14 protein-coding genes, 1 tRNA gene and 1 pseudogene are annotated in these 14,271 nt (G+C 39.0%); 13 read left to right on the plus strand and 3 right to left on the minus strand.

What is annotated here, in order from left to right:
• The first annotated feature begins 497 nt into the window (after nucleotides 1-497).
• From ACQY1X_RS18280 to ACQY1X_RS18290, 3 genes and pseudogenes are all read left to right on the plus strand, one after another.
• Complete coding sequence (locus tag ACQY1X_RS18280) at nucleotides 498-767, plus strand: hypothetical protein (protein ID WP_069474347.1); 270 nt, start codon at nucleotides 498-500, stop codon at nucleotides 765-767.
• A gap of 27 nt (nucleotides 768-794) precedes the next feature.
• A pseudogene (locus ACQY1X_RS18285) lies at nucleotides 795-1,123 on the plus strand (DUF4351 domain-containing protein); the annotation flags it as partial.
• A 39-nt stretch (nucleotides 1,124-1,162) separates the two neighbouring features.
• Nucleotides 1,163-1,663, plus strand: coding sequence for a hypothetical protein (locus ACQY1X_RS18290; protein WP_430013292.1), 501 nt, complete (start codon nucleotides 1,163-1,165; stop codon nucleotides 1,661-1,663).
• 366 nt (nucleotides 1,664-2,029) lie between these two features.
• On the opposite strand, the gene ACQY1X_RS18295 is transcribed toward ACQY1X_RS18290, so the two are convergent.
• Nucleotides 2,030-2,101: transfer RNA gene (locus ACQY1X_RS18295), tRNA-Thr, on the minus strand.
• 59 nt (nucleotides 2,102-2,160) lie between these two features.
• Here ACQY1X_RS18295 and ACQY1X_RS18300 point away from each other — a divergent pair.
• The 5 genes from ACQY1X_RS18300 to ACQY1X_RS18320 all read left to right on the plus strand — a co-directional run bounded on the left by ACQY1X_RS18300 (nucleotide 2,161) and on the right by ACQY1X_RS18320 (nucleotide 6,887).
• Nucleotides 2,161-2,415 carry a DUF3493 domain-containing protein gene (locus ACQY1X_RS18300; RefSeq protein ID WP_002791004.1) on the plus strand — a complete coding sequence of 85 codons (255 nt, stop codon included), beginning with the start codon at nucleotides 2,161-2,163 and terminating at the stop codon, nucleotides 2,413-2,415.
• Nucleotides 2,416-2,636: 221 nt separating this feature from the next.
• Nucleotides 2,637-2,930, plus strand: a complete 294-nt coding sequence (locus tag ACQY1X_RS18305) for an RNA recognition motif domain-containing protein (RefSeq protein ID WP_430013293.1) — start codon at nucleotides 2,637-2,639, stop codon at nucleotides 2,928-2,930.
• A gap of 480 nt (nucleotides 2,931-3,410) precedes the next feature.
• Nucleotides 3,411-3,704 carry an RNA recognition motif domain-containing protein gene (locus ACQY1X_RS18310; RefSeq protein ID WP_430013294.1) on the plus strand — a complete coding sequence of 98 codons (294 nt, stop codon included), beginning with the start codon at nucleotides 3,411-3,413 and terminating at the stop codon, nucleotides 3,702-3,704.
• 198 nt (nucleotides 3,705-3,902) lie between these two features.
• Complete coding sequence (locus ACQY1X_RS18315; RefSeq protein WP_430013295.1) at nucleotides 3,903-6,425, plus strand: glycogen/starch/alpha-glucan phosphorylase; 2,523 nt, start codon at nucleotides 3,903-3,905, stop codon at nucleotides 6,423-6,425.
• Between the two features lie 180 nt (nucleotides 6,426-6,605).
• Nucleotides 6,606-6,887, plus strand: a complete 282-nt coding sequence (locus ACQY1X_RS18320) for a hemolysin XhlA family protein (protein WP_430013296.1) — start codon at nucleotides 6,606-6,608, stop codon at nucleotides 6,885-6,887.
• A 111-nt stretch (nucleotides 6,888-6,998) separates the two neighbouring features.
• Here the strand turns inward: ACQY1X_RS18320 and ACQY1X_RS18325 are convergent, their stop codons facing one another.
• Nucleotides 6,999-7,421: a type II toxin-antitoxin system VapC family toxin gene (locus ACQY1X_RS18325; protein ID WP_002740818.1), complete on the minus strand. Its 423-nt coding sequence runs from the start codon at nucleotides 7,419-7,421 to the stop codon at nucleotides 6,999-7,001.
• Entirely contained in the window at nucleotides 7,408-7,668 is a 261-nt protein-coding gene (locus ACQY1X_RS18330) for a hypothetical protein (RefSeq protein WP_002740817.1), read from the minus strand. Before ACQY1X_RS18330 ends, ACQY1X_RS18325 begins: the two co-directional genes overlap by 14 nt.
• Nucleotides 7,669-8,230: 562 nt before the next feature.
• Between ACQY1X_RS18330 and ACQY1X_RS18335 the strand changes: the two genes are divergently transcribed.
• From ACQY1X_RS18335 to ACQY1X_RS18355, 5 genes are all read left to right on the plus strand, one after another.
• Complete coding sequence (locus ACQY1X_RS18335) at nucleotides 8,231-8,437, plus strand: type II toxin-antitoxin system HicB family antitoxin (RefSeq protein ID WP_002740815.1); 207 nt, start codon at nucleotides 8,231-8,233, stop codon at nucleotides 8,435-8,437.
• Entirely contained in the window at nucleotides 8,427-8,648 is a 222-nt protein-coding gene (locus tag ACQY1X_RS18340; RefSeq protein ID WP_002800940.1) for a type II toxin-antitoxin system HicA family toxin, read from the plus strand. The genes ACQY1X_RS18335 and ACQY1X_RS18340 overlap by 11 nt, the downstream gene beginning before the upstream one ends.
• A 125-nt stretch (nucleotides 8,649-8,773) precedes the next feature.
• Nucleotides 8,774-9,046, plus strand: a complete 273-nt coding sequence (locus ACQY1X_RS18345) for a hypothetical protein (protein ID WP_430013297.1) — start codon at nucleotides 8,774-8,776, stop codon at nucleotides 9,044-9,046.
• 179 nt (nucleotides 9,047-9,225) lie between these two features.
• A complete protein-coding gene (locus tag ACQY1X_RS18350) occupies nucleotides 9,226-10,575 on the plus strand; it encodes an AAA family ATPase (protein WP_002800942.1) in 1,350 nt (449 codons plus the stop codon).
• Nucleotides 10,562-14,260 carry a CHAT domain-containing protein gene (locus tag ACQY1X_RS18355; protein WP_430013298.1) on the plus strand — a complete coding sequence of 1,233 codons (3,699 nt, stop codon included), beginning with the start codon at nucleotides 10,562-10,564 and terminating at the stop codon, nucleotides 14,258-14,260. The genes ACQY1X_RS18350 and ACQY1X_RS18355 overlap by 14 nt, the downstream gene beginning before the upstream one ends.
• Nucleotides 14,261-14,271: the final 11 nt, after the last annotated feature.

A 14,271-nucleotide genomic window follows, 5' to 3' on the forward strand; every position in this document is an offset into this window, starting at 1 on the left:
TAAGTTTGAGTAAGTTTAGTTGAGCGGTAACAAAAGTTAGTCATAGGTTGGCCGTTTCTTTTCTGTAAATTAATTTCAGCCTTTCTCACAACCATTTCCTAAGGAGGGTTCAATTCATGTTTAAACTAGCTGCAGACTTTTTATCTTTGGATTTTCTCTGCCGACCAAATCAGAAAAATAAGCCAGAAAGTAAGGTTCTTCGGTTTGTCTTATGCAATGGACGGGGTTATAAGGAATGAAACCTTTATAGAGACAGACATTGCCGCAATTTTTGTCAATTGTTTGCGATCTGGAGCGAACTAATCAATTAAATCTCTTGCCAGATAAGGATTGAGTCGATTTATGCCCCCCTATCGAACCATACCAAGTCCCGAAGAGCCGAAAGTAAATTTAAGGCTCTTCTAGGTTCTGTGTGATCAGCTCAACTTACCATAGAAGCGATCGATCTTTGTGTCCTTTGTGTCTCTGTGGTTCGTTCCACCCCCTCGCTAGGAGGAATGTATCTTAGAATACATTTTACCCACCAAATCCAAGAGAGTCAATTTAACTCTTTGCCAATTTCTCAAATCATGAAAGAGGGTAAAGTTTTAGCGATAATTCTCCGACGAAAGTTTAACCAAGAGGGAGTTCATTTCCTAACTCCCGATGATTTTTCCGGCTCTTCGGTTTGTGTTATGCAATGGACGGGGGTTATAAGGGATGAAACCCTTATAGAAACAGACATTACCGCAATTTTTGTCAATTGTTTGCGATCTGGAGCGAACTAATCAATTAAATCTCTTGCCAGATAAGGATTGAGTCGATTTATGCCCCCATATCGAACCATACCAAGTAACGAAGAGCCGAATTTCAACAGGAGATTAGCACATTTATTCAACCCGAACAGGAGGGAGTTATGCAGATTACCACCAGTGGGATGCGCCGAGGTTTAGAACAGAGTTTAGCAAGAGAAAGAAATCTAATTATTCGTCTGATTAAACGTAAGTTAGGAGCTATTGATGTGGCTCTAGAGAGTTGGATTATAACCTTAAATATTGATGCTCTGGAACGAGTGGGAGAAGCTTTATTGGATTTTTTGACAGTGGAGGATTTAACTAATTGGTTAAATGCTTTAGACGCTTAGTATTTTTCTATTAAACTTCACAGAAGGATATTTATTGTTATGGGTATAACTTTTGAAAATGCTATCCAGCAAACTCAAGATTTACTAAGTCAAATTGAGTTTTTAGATACCGATACAATCACTCAGGAAATTACTGAGTTAGTCTCAACAGAAAATGGAGCCAGAGGATTCTTTGTTACTTATTCAACCAGCGATTTATCCTATACGGAATATCCTAGTTTGGAGGTAATCACCGCTTTAAAAACTTCCCCGACATTGGTGAATGAATTATTAGTTAAAAATCTGGTCATGTCCACGGCAATGGTCATCTATCATCGCAGTCAAGGAGACGAAGAAAATGCTCGAGGTTCTGAGAAAGTCCAAGAAAAAACCAGTCAACTAATTAAGCAGTTATTATCGCCAGCCTTGGGGGAAAAATTACGACAATTAGCTACCAGTTTAAACACAGGACAAGGAGAATATCAAGCCTTTCTAGAACGCTGGGGATATGACGATTGCCAACGTCAAGCGATCACAGAAATTATTCAAACTTTTCTTTAGTAACTAGCTGATTTTTTCCCAAAGATTTCGACCAAAATAGGGAACGATCGGTTAGAGGAATTAACTCTTTTACCTCTTGTTTGCTGCTAAAATGGCTTATTGAAGTCAATCGGCTCTCTTACTCTTGTTGTGATAAGTTTAACTTATATAAGACCGATCAATCTTTGTGTCCTTTGTGTCTTTGTGGTTCGTTCCATTCGCTCGCCAGTGGGAATGTATCTGAGAATAGATTTTACCCACCAAACCCAAGAGAGCCGCAAATCTCTGGCAAAGGCCTTAGGGGGTTTTGCCATAGCCGCCACAAAACCAAGGCATTTAACCACTGTACCAGTATTTCTTAGTCAACTTCCGGGAGGTAAAACCCCAAGCCGATGATGGGATTTGAACCCACGACCAATTGATTACGAATCAACTACTCTACCACTGAGCTACATCGGCACATTGCCAGTTCCCGATTATATCACGGACAATAGATACAAAGCTAGAAAGATTTTTTTATGAGCAAATCCCCTCGACTCGATACCCAAAAATACGCCCGCTTGAAAGAGGAAGCGGCCAATCCCTACCGAGGTCTGCGGCAGTTTATCTATCTCGGTTTAGGTGCTTCCGGTTTTATTGGTGCGGTGGTTTTTCTGGCCCAATTAGCGGCAGGCAGGGACGTAGCCACCGCTTTACCCAATTTTGCCCTACAAATCGGTGTGGTGGCCCTGATGATTTGGTTATTTCGTCGGGAGAAAAAAGCTGGCGGTTGAGGGAGTAGCCACCGATAGCCAAAACAGTCTCTTGCCCCAGAGAATAAAAGTTAACATTAACTCCAGTCTTTTCGTGTTATGATCGAGGCGAGAGTCAAGATTGGTGTTCAAGTTCGTTTTCAGTATTAATTCGGTAAGTCTTTTACTTTAGTATTGTTCGGCTTCTCCCTGAATTTTGTGTCTCCACACCGTTTCGAGTATTGTTCGAGGATTCAAGTATTATGTCTATTTTTGTTGGTAATCTCTCTTACGAGATTTCCCAAGATGATCTGGTCGAGGTCTTTCAAGACTACGGCAAGGTCCAAAGAGTCCATATTCCCGTTGAGAAAGAGACAGGCCGCAAACGCGGTTTTGCCTTCGTGGAAATGGAAAATAAAGCCCAGGAAGCCAAAGCGATTGAGGCACTAGATGGCGCTGACTGGATGGGGCGATCAATTAAAGTTAACGAAGCCCGCGAGCGTGAAGAGCGTGCGCCCTTCAATGGTGGTGGTGGTGACAGAAAAAAACGCTATTAAGCTTTTTTTGTGAATAATTGTGGGAGGGTGGACAGGGTTCACCCTTTTTTTGTCGTTAATTAGGGTTTGCGGCAAAAAGTTTTTCGTGGGGGCAGGGTGTGGGGTGTGGGGTGTGGGGTGTGGGGTTTTACCCATTTTCAGGGGGTCAGTTACCTAATTTTCAGGGAAAAAGTACCTGAATTTTACCCCCGATCACTCCAAGGGTCAGCACTTTTTGAGGTAAAAAAAGTCTAAAAACCTTATCTAACAAGGTTTTTAGATTTATTCAGCAAACCCCAAGTAAACTATAAGGGATATCGCCATCAGATTCTGATCGGCGATCGACTCTTTCTGTGTTATGATCGAGGCGAGAGTCAAGATTGGTGTTCAAGTTCGTTTTCAGTATTAACTCGGTAAGTCTTTTACTTTAGTATTGTTCGGCTTCTCCCTGAATTTTGTGTCTCCACACCGTTTCGAGTATTGATCGAGGATTCAAGTATTATGTCTATTTTTGTTGGTAATCTCTCTTACGAGATTTCCCAAGAGGATCTAACCGGTGTCTTTGCAGAGTACGGCAAGGTTAAAAGAGTCCATATTCCCGTGGATCGGGATACGGGCCGCACACGCGGTTTCGCCTTCGTGGAAATGGAAAATAAAGCCCAGGAAACCAAAGCAATTGCCGCACTGGATGGTGCTGAATGGATGGGGCGATCAATTAAAGTTAACGAAGCCCGCGAGCGTGAAGAGCGCGCACCCTTCAATGGTGGTGGTGGTGACAGAAAAAAACGCTATTAGGCTTTTTTTGTGAATAATTGTGGAAGGGTGGACAGGGTTCACCCTTTTTTTGTTGGTAATTGCGATCGCTGATCCCCTCAAAACCAATAGAAATCTAAATGTCTGAGTCTCTCCAAAAGGTAACAAGTAAACTATAAAGGATATCGTCATCAGGTCTGATCGGCGATCGACTCCCGAATATATGGACAACAAAAACCCATGGAGACAACCTCTACCCTAGCTGATGGGCGTGAAGCACTTCAATGCCCCACTTTAGTTGAAGACGATCGCACCGGCATGAGTCCCGAAACCCTAAAACGGGCTTTTCTGGACAATCTATTTTATTTGCAAGGGGTTAACCGCACTAATGCCAGTCCCTACAATTACTATGTCGCCCTTGCCTACACCGTTCGCGATCGCCTGCTGCGTCGTTTTCTGAAATCCACCGACACCTACAAACAAGAAAAAGTTAAACTCGTCTGCTATTTCTCCGCCGAATTTCTCATGGGGCGGTATTTAGGTAATAATCTCGCTAATTTGGGTATTTACGACCTAATCAAAGAGATGATCGAGGAATTAGGTCTTGATTTTGAGGAAATTATCGAACAGGAACCAGATCCCGGCCTCGGCAACGGCGGTTTAGGGCGTTTAGCGGCTTGTTTCCTTGATTCTCTCGCTTCCTTGGAAATTCCCGCCATCGGCTACGGTATCCGCTACGAATTTGGCATTTTCCATCAAATGATCCAAGACGGTTGGCAGGTGGAAATCCCCGATAACTGGCTACGCTTCGGCAATCCTTGGGAATTACCCCGTCCCGATGAAAGTGTGGAAGTAAAACTGGGTGGCCGGACGGAAATCTATCACGATGATAAGGGACAAGAACGGGTACAATGGCTGCCGGAACGTCGGGTTTTAGCCATTCCCCACGATACCCCCGTCCCGGGTTACAAAACCAACACGGTTAATGCTTTGCGTCTCTGGAAAGCAGAAGCAAGTGAATCGTTTAATTTTGAGGCTTTTAACGCCGGGTTATACGATCAATCCGTGGCCGAAAAAATGGACGCGGAAACCATTTCTAAAGTCCTTTATCCCAACGATAATACCCCCGCCGGTCGCGAATTACGTCTCGCCCAACAATACTTTTTTGTGGCCGCTTCCCTGCAAGATTTAATTCGCATTCACCTAAAAAGCCACAAAAATCTGCAAAATTTCCACGAAACCGCCGCTATTCAACTAAACGACACTCACCCCGCCATTGCGATCGCTGAGTTAATGCGTTTGTTAGTGGATGAAAACGGCTTAGAATGGTCAAAAGCTTGGGCAATTACCCAAAAAACCTTCGCTTATACCAATCATACCCTATTGCCAGAAGCCCTAGAACGTTGGTCGGCGGATCTGATCGGGAAATTGCTACCCCGACATCTAGAAATTATCTACCTGATTAATCACTTTTTCCTCGACGATGTGCGGACTTGGTTTCCCGATAACGAGGAATTATTGGGCAAATTGTCGATAGTTGAAGAAGCTGGTTGGGGTAATAAACAAATTCGCATGGCTAATTTAGCCTGTGTGGGTAGTCACTCGATTAACGGAGTCGCTGCCTTACACACGGAGTTACTGCAAAAAGACACCCTGAAAGAGTTTGCTATGCTCTGGCCAGAAAAATTCTACAATAAAACCAATGGTGTCACCCCGCGCCGGTGGATTTTATTGAGCAATCCCCAATTATCGGCACTATTTACCGAAAAAATCGGCGATAATTGGTTAAAAGACCTGAAGGAATTGCGAAAACTGGAACAATACCTTGATGATCCTGAATTCCGTCAGCGTTGGTATGAAATTAAACAGGCGAATAAGGCCGATTTAGCGGCTTATATGCTGAAAACCCGCAATATCGAAGTGGATGTTAATTCGATTTTCGATGTGCAGGTAAAACGGATTCACGAATACAAACGCCAACATCTGGCAGTTCTGCACATTATCGCCCTTTATAATCGCATTAAACAGAACCCTCAGATCGATATTGTGCCGCGCACTTTTATCTTTGGTGGTAAGGCAGCCCCCGGTTACTTTATGGCGAAGTTAATTATTAAGTTAACTAATGCTGTGGCTGAAATTGTGAATAAGGATCCTGATGTCAGAGGTCGTTTAAAATTGGTTTTCCTGCCTAACTTTAACGTTTCTTTGGGTCAACGCATCTATCCGGCGGCGGATCTTTCCGAACAGATTTCTACGGCGGGTAAGGAAGCTTCCGGAACCGGTAATATGAAGTTTGCCATGAATGGCTCCCTCACCATTGGGACTCTGGACGGCGCTAATATCGAAATTCGCGAGGAAGCAGGGGCAGAAAATTTCTTCCTTTTTGGCTTGACAGCAGAAGAAGTTTATGCTAAGAAAGCACACGGTTATGAACCGATGAGCTATTACAAAAATAATCGCGAATTGAAGGGAGTGATCGATCGAATTAAGAGTGGTTATTTTAGCCATGGTGACCAGGAATTATTCAGGCCGATCGTTGATTCTCTCCTCTACGATGACCAGTATATGCTTTTAGCTGATTATCAATCCTACGCTGATTGTCAGGAACAGGTAAGTGAAGCTTATCGCGATCGGGACAAGTGGACGCGGATGTCGATTCTTAACTCGGTTCGTATGGCTAAATTCTCTAGCGATCGCACAATCTGGGAATATTGTCAAGAGATTTGGAAAGTTAATCCGGTCAAGATTAGTTTAGAGGATTAAAAAACTCGGTCAAGTTCGGGTTTAGTCTTTGACTAGCCCGAATTCTGGAACCGTCGCCCCCAAAATGCTTTGTGAAAAGGATGAAATTTATTATTTTTTGCTATCCAAAAACTGGGTCAACACTTTTGAGTTTTAGGGTGAATGATTCGGGGAGCTTTTTGATTATGAGGAAAAATATAAATGTCAGTAATAATTGAACAAAACCTAGGGGAAATTTTAGCTCAAATTAATCACAAATTAGAGAATTTACAAAAAGATGTTACAGACATCAAAATTGAGTTAACAGAAGCTAAGGGGGAAAGACGGGTATTAAAGGTGGAAATCGATAACCTGAAGCAAGATGTTAAGGCAATTAAAGGTTCACAACAGGCTCAAATTTGGACATTAATTGGTATTTTAATTACGGCGGTAGGAGGGTTTTTAGTGGCAGTGGGTAGGTTTGTTATTTCCGGTAATCCTTAATTACAATACCGTCTAAACTATGATTGAGAGTGATTAAATGATCGACTATGATTAGATTGTTTTTAGACAATCACACAATCACAAAAATCCTATTCATTTGATTCCCAATTACTAAGGATATTCTAAGAATAAATTTTGAAAAGTATGGTTATCCTGCCAGCGATAGATTGAAAAATCGCGGCGATCTGACGTTAAAATTCTCCCGTGTCCTAAGTTTTCAGCTAATACTACTAATGAAGCATCAGCTAGATCCATTGGTATATCTTCATAACGGTCTATGAGTTGTTCCATTCGTCTAACATGATTTGATTGTAATTCAAATACTTCAAAACCACCTGCTAAGAAATTTTGAATAAATAGCAGTTGAGCATGATTACCGAGACGAGTTAGCAAAAGGTAACAAGTTTCGGTGACAACACACCAGGTTGTTATTAGGGGTTCTCGCAATCTTTGAATTACAAGCTGTGCTTGCTGATGATGATTATCTTGCTCATTGGCGAGAGCCAACCAGAAGCCTGTATCAACTATAATCATGTTTGGCTGACCATTCTTCCTTCAGGATGGTTTTATAATTAGTAGAAAGATCGGGCGAACCTTGTCCACACCCAATAAAACCGCTTTCTTTCAGCACTTTAAGGGAATCTGAGTTGCGCGGGTGTAGTTTGGTATATTGTTGCTCAATAACTTGATTGAGCAGGGTAGTGATATCCTGATCGCTATGTTGTTGGATGTAGGCGAGTTTTTCCCTTTGTTCTTGGCTAAGATGGATGGTGATGTCCATAGTCTTTCTCCTTAATAATGTCTAAACTATGATTAGAATAATTGAACGATAAACTATGACTAGGTTATCCTTTGTCCTAGACAATCACGAATATTTATTGTATCACATTATAGCGTTTCTCACACCTGTGTGGCACAGTGAAACCTTTGCTGATTAAACTTTTCACCATCGACAATGTACCTCTTGCGAACAGGAAACGCTATATATCATAGGGTTGGTCTCTCAAAAAAAAATCACAGTCCATCACATAATCACATCAATCACAGTACAGACAATGATGGAAAACTATGCAACAGGGTTAGAAGAACAAGGAAATAATACTCCTGCGGCTTGGTTACGGGATATAAAGTATAGAATCTTGTTAAGTACCTAAGCAAAATTGATTACACATTTCGATAAAGCTTTTGCCTTTTGCCTCTTGCATGAGTGCCTATCCTAACCAAGAAATTAATTTTGCACGACTACTTATGTAGAAGTCTAAAGCATGATCTATATGATTATTTAATTGACTGTCATTCTAGCCTGACCTATAATCATGGAAAGCTCAATCAGGAAAGTGAAAATGAGACAGGTACTTACAGCGAGAATTTTTCAAGAAGATAATTGGTTTGTTGCCCAATGTTTAGAGGTTGATGTTGCTAGTCAAGGGGAAACAGAAACCGAGGCGTTAAACAATCTGCAAGAGGCTTTAGAATTACATTTTGAACCGCCTTGTGCAACAGTTATTCCCCGATTACAGAAGATAGAGGTAGAAATCAATGCCGCTTAAGCCTTTATCTTATCGTGAGATTAAACGCAAGTTGGAAGCGGCAGGGTTTGAAGTTATTAGTCAAAAGGGGAGTCATGTTAAGTTTGCCAAGGATACTCCCGAAGGAAAAATGACAACGATTGTTCCCTGTTATAAGGAGGTAACAATCGGTACAATTAGCAGTATTTTAAGGCAAGCGGGATTAAGGGTTGATGAGTTTGAGCGTTTATAGTTAATATCCTCTATAGCATTCTGTGTCATAATCGCCCTATATCAAGGGGACTCATCCTATCATAGAGTCATCCGCCAAAAAACATCATAGTCCCTCATTCAATCATTCTAATCACAGTACAGACAATGAATGAACAACGCGCCCAAGCATATATTAATTTAATTAAACAGTTGCTCGCTTGTACTGATGATGAGGAACGAACTAATATTCTGCAAGCAAATCAGGAATTGATTGATCCCGAATTTTTGCAGGTGATGGAAAACTATGCAACATGGTTAGAACAACGAGGAAATCATAATCCTGCGGCTTGGTTACGGAATATAGCGCAACAGTTGGGGCAGTTTCTCACCCTTCGACTGGTCAATACTGGATTTAGGGCAAACGCATCTAAATTCTAGATTCCTTATCTAATAAGACTTTCAGCGTTTCAGAAAAAATCAACCATGATCTCGAAAACCCTTATCCAGCCTACCTTTCAAAAATAAGATGCGTTCCCCCTGATACTGGATTTAGGGAGATTGTATTTTTTGAAAAGCTATAATATAATTAATTATGATTATTCAGATAATATTGTTCAATGACTATGACCAAAACTAATCTTGCCAAAAATCTCAAAGAAGCTTACCGAGTTTGTAATCTTGATCCTCTAAGGGGTGAAGCTATGAAACGATATTATGTTGATTTATCAAAAGTTCGCAATACCAAAGCTATAGGTCAAGTTGATACAATTCTTGAATTTCAAGAACCTGAAAAATTTACAACAATTTTATTTACAGGTCATCGTGGCTGTGGAAAAAGCACAGAATTAAGGCGAATTCAGGAAAGATGGCAAGAAAAATATTTTATTATTTATTTAGAAGCTGATCGGGAAATTGACATTGAAGATGCGCGTTATATAGACTTATATTTAGTATTAATTAAGCAAATTGAATATGAACTCAGACAACGAGGAATTAAGTTTGATGATGAACTTCTGGGTAATTTTGAAGCTTGGTTTAAAGATATCACAGAAGAAACAGAGGAAACCGTTGAGAAGTCTGTGAGTATGTCGGGAACTTTAGATGTTAGTTCCTCTCCCTTTCCTATTCCTTTTGTAGCTAAATTATTAGTGAAATTATTAGCACAAATTAAAGGGTCTGATAAACGTAAAAAAACAATTCGTCAAACCTTGGAACAAGATATTTCTCGCTTACAAGCTGATGTAAATTTTTTACTAGATGATGGGTTTAGAAAATTACAGCAAAAATTTCCTCAATATCAAGGATTTTTAGTAATATTCGACAATTTAGATCGAGTAACACCAGAAGTAGGCGATCATTTATTTTTCGATTATGCAGCACAGTTACAAGCCTTGGGATGCAATATTATTTATACTGTGCCAATTTCTACAATCTATTCAGCTAAAAAAGTCAATAATTTTTTCGAGAACTCTAATATTGTCCCGATGATCAATATCTACAATTTACAAAGAAATAAGCCCGATTTAGACTATCAAGAAGAAGCCTTAAAAGCTGTTGCTAAATTAATTGAAGTTAGGGTTAATGTTCAGGATATTTTTGCTAATTACGATGATTTATTAAGTTTAGCTAAAGCTAGTGGCGGTCATGTTAGACAACTAATGCAAATGATGAGAACTGCTATTACTTCAGCAAATGCAAAAGGCGGCTCTAAAATTGATAGTGAAGACGTACAAACTGCCATTAAACAAGTACAATTTGATTTTGAAAGAGTCATTCCTGATGAGCATTATACTCATTTAGTAAATGTCTATTTAAACAAGGAAATTAATAACAATCAAATTGGACAACTTATGTTATTTAATACTTCTGCCTTAGAATATAATGGTAATGATAGATGGAACTATATCAATCCAGTTGTTGAATCTATTCAAGCTTTTAAAAAGGTATTAAAAAATGTTAGAAACTAAATCTTTCTCTATTTCTAATCATCGTTTATTTTTAGTAAAAAATCAGCAGAGATTAGCTGAGTTACTAACTTTTATTGATTTTGCCGAAGGATTAACTATTGGCTTTATTGAAGTTAACCGCAATGAGGAAGCTAACTGGATAGTTGAGAGTTTAATGAATAATTCTCAATGTCAAAATATACAATTTATTGTTTTAAATATAGATGATTCTCAGGTGCGTTTTTTATTAGATGAAATTTTAAACTATTTATCTAAAAATCCCCCTTTAGAAGATAAAAAGCAAGTGTTAATTATCAAAGGATTAGAAAATTCTATCGGATTTAAGGATTATCCCCCTATTTTACAAAATCTCAATTTTGTTAGAGACGCTTTTACTTATGATGTTCCTTATCCCATATTATTTTGTTTACAAAACGATACTATTACTAGATTTGCTAGATTTGCCCCTGATTTTTGGGCTTGGAAATCAGGTATTTTTAAGTTTGAATCTCTACCAGAAGAAAAAAATATTGATCGTCAATTTGTGAATTTTGCTCGGGTTCTTGAACGAGATGGAGTATCAGAAACTCAAGCAAGAATTGATCTATTAACTAGATTATTTGCAGAGTATTCAGCAGAAAAAAATATATCTATGATGATAACAACTTTACAGCAATTAGGGGTTGCTTATTACCGTAGAGGAGAGTTACAAAAAGCGGAAGAATCTTTGCTAGAAGCTTGGAATTTAAGTAATCAAATAACATCATTAGAACCGACAAAAGTAGCCACTCTTGAGACCTTGGGTTATGTATATAAGAAATTAAAGAAATATGAGGAAGCAGAAACAATTTATCAACAGGTTTTGAATGTTTATTCTGAGCAAAATTTTTCTCAAAAATGGGCTAAAATTCAAAATAGTTTAGGTAATGTTTATCTTGACAAGAATCAAGGCAGTAAAGCTGATAATTTAGAAAGGGCGATCTCTTGTTTTAATTCTGCTTTAGAAGTATATACCCGTGATAGCTTTCCTTCTGAATGGGCAATGACACAAAATAATCTGGGGGTTGCTTATAGTAATCGCATCAGAGGGGAAAGAGCGGATAATTTAGAGTTAGCTATTGTTGCTTATAACCAGTCTTTAGAAGTATATACCCGTGATAGCTTTCCTGAACAATGGGCAATGACACAAAATAATCTGGGCAATGCTTATAGTGATCGTATCAGAGGGGAAAAGGCAGAAAATTTAGAGTTAGCTATTGTTGCTTATAACCTGTCATTAGAAGTATATACTCGTGATAGCTTTCCTGAACAATGGGCAATGACACAAAATAATCTGGGCAATGCTTATAGTGATCGTATCAGAGGGGAAAAGGCAGAAAATTTAGAGTTAGCTATTGTTGCTTATAACCTGTCATTAGAAGTATATACTCGTGATAGCTTTCCTGAACAATGGGCAGGAACACAAAATAATCTGGGGAATGCTTATAATAAGCGCATCAGAGAGGAAAGAGCGGATAATTTAGAGTTAGCTATTGTTGCTTATAACCTGTCATTAGAAGTATATACCCGTGATAGCTTTCCTTATGAATGGGCAATGACACAAAATAATCTGGGCAATGCTTATAGTGATCGTATCAGAGGGGAAAAGGCAGAAAATTTAGAGTTAGCTATTGTTGCTTATAACCTGTCATTAGAAGTATATACCCGCGATAGCTTTCCTTATGAATGGGCAATGACACAAAATAATCTGGGCAATGCTTATAGTGATCGTATCAGAGGGGAAAAGGCAGAAAATTTAGAGTTAGCTATTGTTGCTTTAAACCAGTCTTTAGAAGTAATAACCCCGACTGCTTATCCTATAGACTGTTTACAAACAGGACGAAACTTAGGGAATGCTGCTAACCTAATCGAAGACTGGGAAACCGCTATCAAAGGCTACAATTTAGCCATCGAAGCGTCAGAAATAACCCTACTAGAAGCATTAAACCCCCAACGACAACAAGAAATCCTCTCCGATGCAATGGATGTTTATCATGGCATTGTTAAATCCTATCTCAACCTCAATCAACCAGATCGCGCCTTAGAATACGTTGAACGTAGTAAAAACCGCTATCTAGTCCAATTGCTTACCGATCGAGATATCTATCCTAAAGGTAATATCCCCCAAACTATTATTACCGAATTAGATCGCCTCCGTCGTGCCATTATTGGGGAAGAACAACGGTTAGCCATCCAAGAACAAACCCGCAATCGGGGAGGAATTTTAACCCTAGATGAACAAAAACAACCCATCTTAAATGACTATACTCACCTCAATCAATTAAAACAAGAATTAAATCAACTCATTGACCGTGAAATAACCACCATAGACCCCACTTTTAGCTTAACTCAAAAGGTTGAAAGCATTCCTCTAAGTGACATTCAATCCTTAATTGATCAAGATACTGCCATCTTAGAATGGTATATTGCAGGGGATAGTATTATGGCGTTTATTGTTACTAATGAGGGTTTGATCCCCCCTAACCCCCCTTCAAAAGGTTTGATCCCCCCTAACCCCCCTTCAAAAGGGGGGAATAGTGAGGTAAAAGGGGTTAAAGTTTGGCAATCTTCAGCAGAAGATCGAGGAAAATTGATTGATTTTATTAAAGATTATCGTGACGCTTATGAAAATAATAAAACCGAGTGGATTAAAAATCTTAATTCTTGTTTAAATCAACTGTCAGAAATTCTCCACATTGATGAACTTTTAGAACTGATTCCTAAATCCTGCGATCGTCTCATCCTAATTCCCCATTGGTTTTTACATATTATTCCCCTTCATTGTTTACCCCTAAAAAATGGACAATTTCTTTATCAACGCTTTTCTGATGGTGTAGGATACGTTCCCAATTGCCAACTTTTAAAACTGGTAAAATCATCACGGCGTGAAAAATTTGATCGTCTTTTTGCTATTAAAAATCCCACCAGAAAAGACCTAAAACCTCTCTTAGGAGCAAATCTAGAAATCGAGAGAATTAGTCAAGGATTTGCTGCTGAAAAAACTATTATTATTGGTGAATCAGAAGCATCAGAACAAACTCTAGAAAACCGTCGTCAAGAATTACAAGCATCTCATTGTATTCACTTTTCTTGTCATGGTAAATTTGATAATGAATCCCCTAGAGATTCCGCTTTAATGTTAGCAGATCCAGATGGTAACTTAGGAGAATCAGCTAACCTAACCCTAGCAGAAGTCTTTGAAAAATTTGATTTAAGACAATGCCGTTTAGCAACTTTGTTTTGTGATGAAAGTGGTATAATCGAAAGTAATGCTAATAGTATTAGTGATGAATATGTAGGTTTACCGAGTGGTTTTCTATTTGCAGGTAGTTCTAGTGTAGTTAGTACCCTTTGGACAGTAGATCCCCTAGCAACTACGTTATTTATGACTAAATTTTATCACGATCTTAAACGAATTTCTATCCGAGATGAAGGAAGTATCGCTATTGTTTTAAATCATACTCAAACTTGGTTAAGAACATTGAACAGTAAAAAATTAGCCAGAATTAAAAATAGTCAAAAATTCCAGCAATTACTTGATCGAGTCTTTGAAAGTAAACGGGATAGAAGAAAATTCCAAGACTTATTAGAAGCTGCGGTTAAACGTGAACCCTATCCCTTTGCCAATCCCTATTATTGGACGGCATTTATCGCAACAGGAGTTTAATCTATTGTTCC

It is taken from the genome of Microcystis protocystis FBCC-A270 (assembly GCF_050500235.1).
Lineage (GTDB): Bacteria > Cyanobacteriota > Cyanobacteriia > Cyanobacteriales > Microcystaceae > Microcystis > Microcystis ichthyoblabe_A.

Coding starts and splice junctions, on each gene's coding strand:
- ACQY1X_RS18280 (WP_069474347.1), top strand. CDS start 498: ATGTATCTTAGAATACATTTTACCCACCAAATCCAAGAGAGTCAATTT.
- ACQY1X_RS18290 (WP_430013292.1), top strand. CDS start 1,163: ATGGGTATAACTTTTGAAAATGCTATCCAGCAAACTCAAGATTTACTA.
- ACQY1X_RS18300 (WP_002791004.1), top strand. CDS start 2,161: ATGAGCAAATCCCCTCGACTCGATACCCAAAAATACGCCCGCTTGAAA.
- ACQY1X_RS18305 (WP_430013293.1), top strand. CDS start 2,637: ATGTCTATTTTTGTTGGTAATCTCTCTTACGAGATTTCCCAAGATGAT.
- ACQY1X_RS18310 (WP_430013294.1), top strand. CDS start 3,411: ATGTCTATTTTTGTTGGTAATCTCTCTTACGAGATTTCCCAAGAGGAT.
- ACQY1X_RS18315 (WP_430013295.1), top strand. CDS start 3,903: ATGGAGACAACCTCTACCCTAGCTGATGGGCGTGAAGCACTTCAATGC.
- ACQY1X_RS18320 (WP_430013296.1), top strand. CDS start 6,606: ATGTCAGTAATAATTGAACAAAACCTAGGGGAAATTTTAGCTCAAATT.
- ACQY1X_RS18325 (WP_002740818.1), bottom strand. CDS start 7,421: ATGATTATAGTTGATACAGGCTTCTGGTTGGCTCTCGCCAATGAGCAA.
- ACQY1X_RS18330 (WP_002740817.1), bottom strand. CDS start 7,668: ATGGACATCACCATCCATCTTAGCCAAGAACAAAGGGAAAAACTCGCC.
- ACQY1X_RS18335 (WP_002740815.1), top strand. CDS start 8,231: ATGAGACAGGTACTTACAGCGAGAATTTTTCAAGAAGATAATTGGTTT.
- ACQY1X_RS18340 (WP_002800940.1), top strand. CDS start 8,427: ATGCCGCTTAAGCCTTTATCTTATCGTGAGATTAAACGCAAGTTGGAA.
- ACQY1X_RS18345 (WP_430013297.1), top strand. CDS start 8,774: ATGAATGAACAACGCGCCCAAGCATATATTAATTTAATTAAACAGTTG.
- ACQY1X_RS18350 (WP_002800942.1), top strand. CDS start 9,226: ATGACTATGACCAAAACTAATCTTGCCAAAAATCTCAAAGAAGCTTAC.
- ACQY1X_RS18355 (WP_430013298.1), top strand. CDS start 10,562: ATGTTAGAAACTAAATCTTTCTCTATTTCTAATCATCGTTTATTTTTA.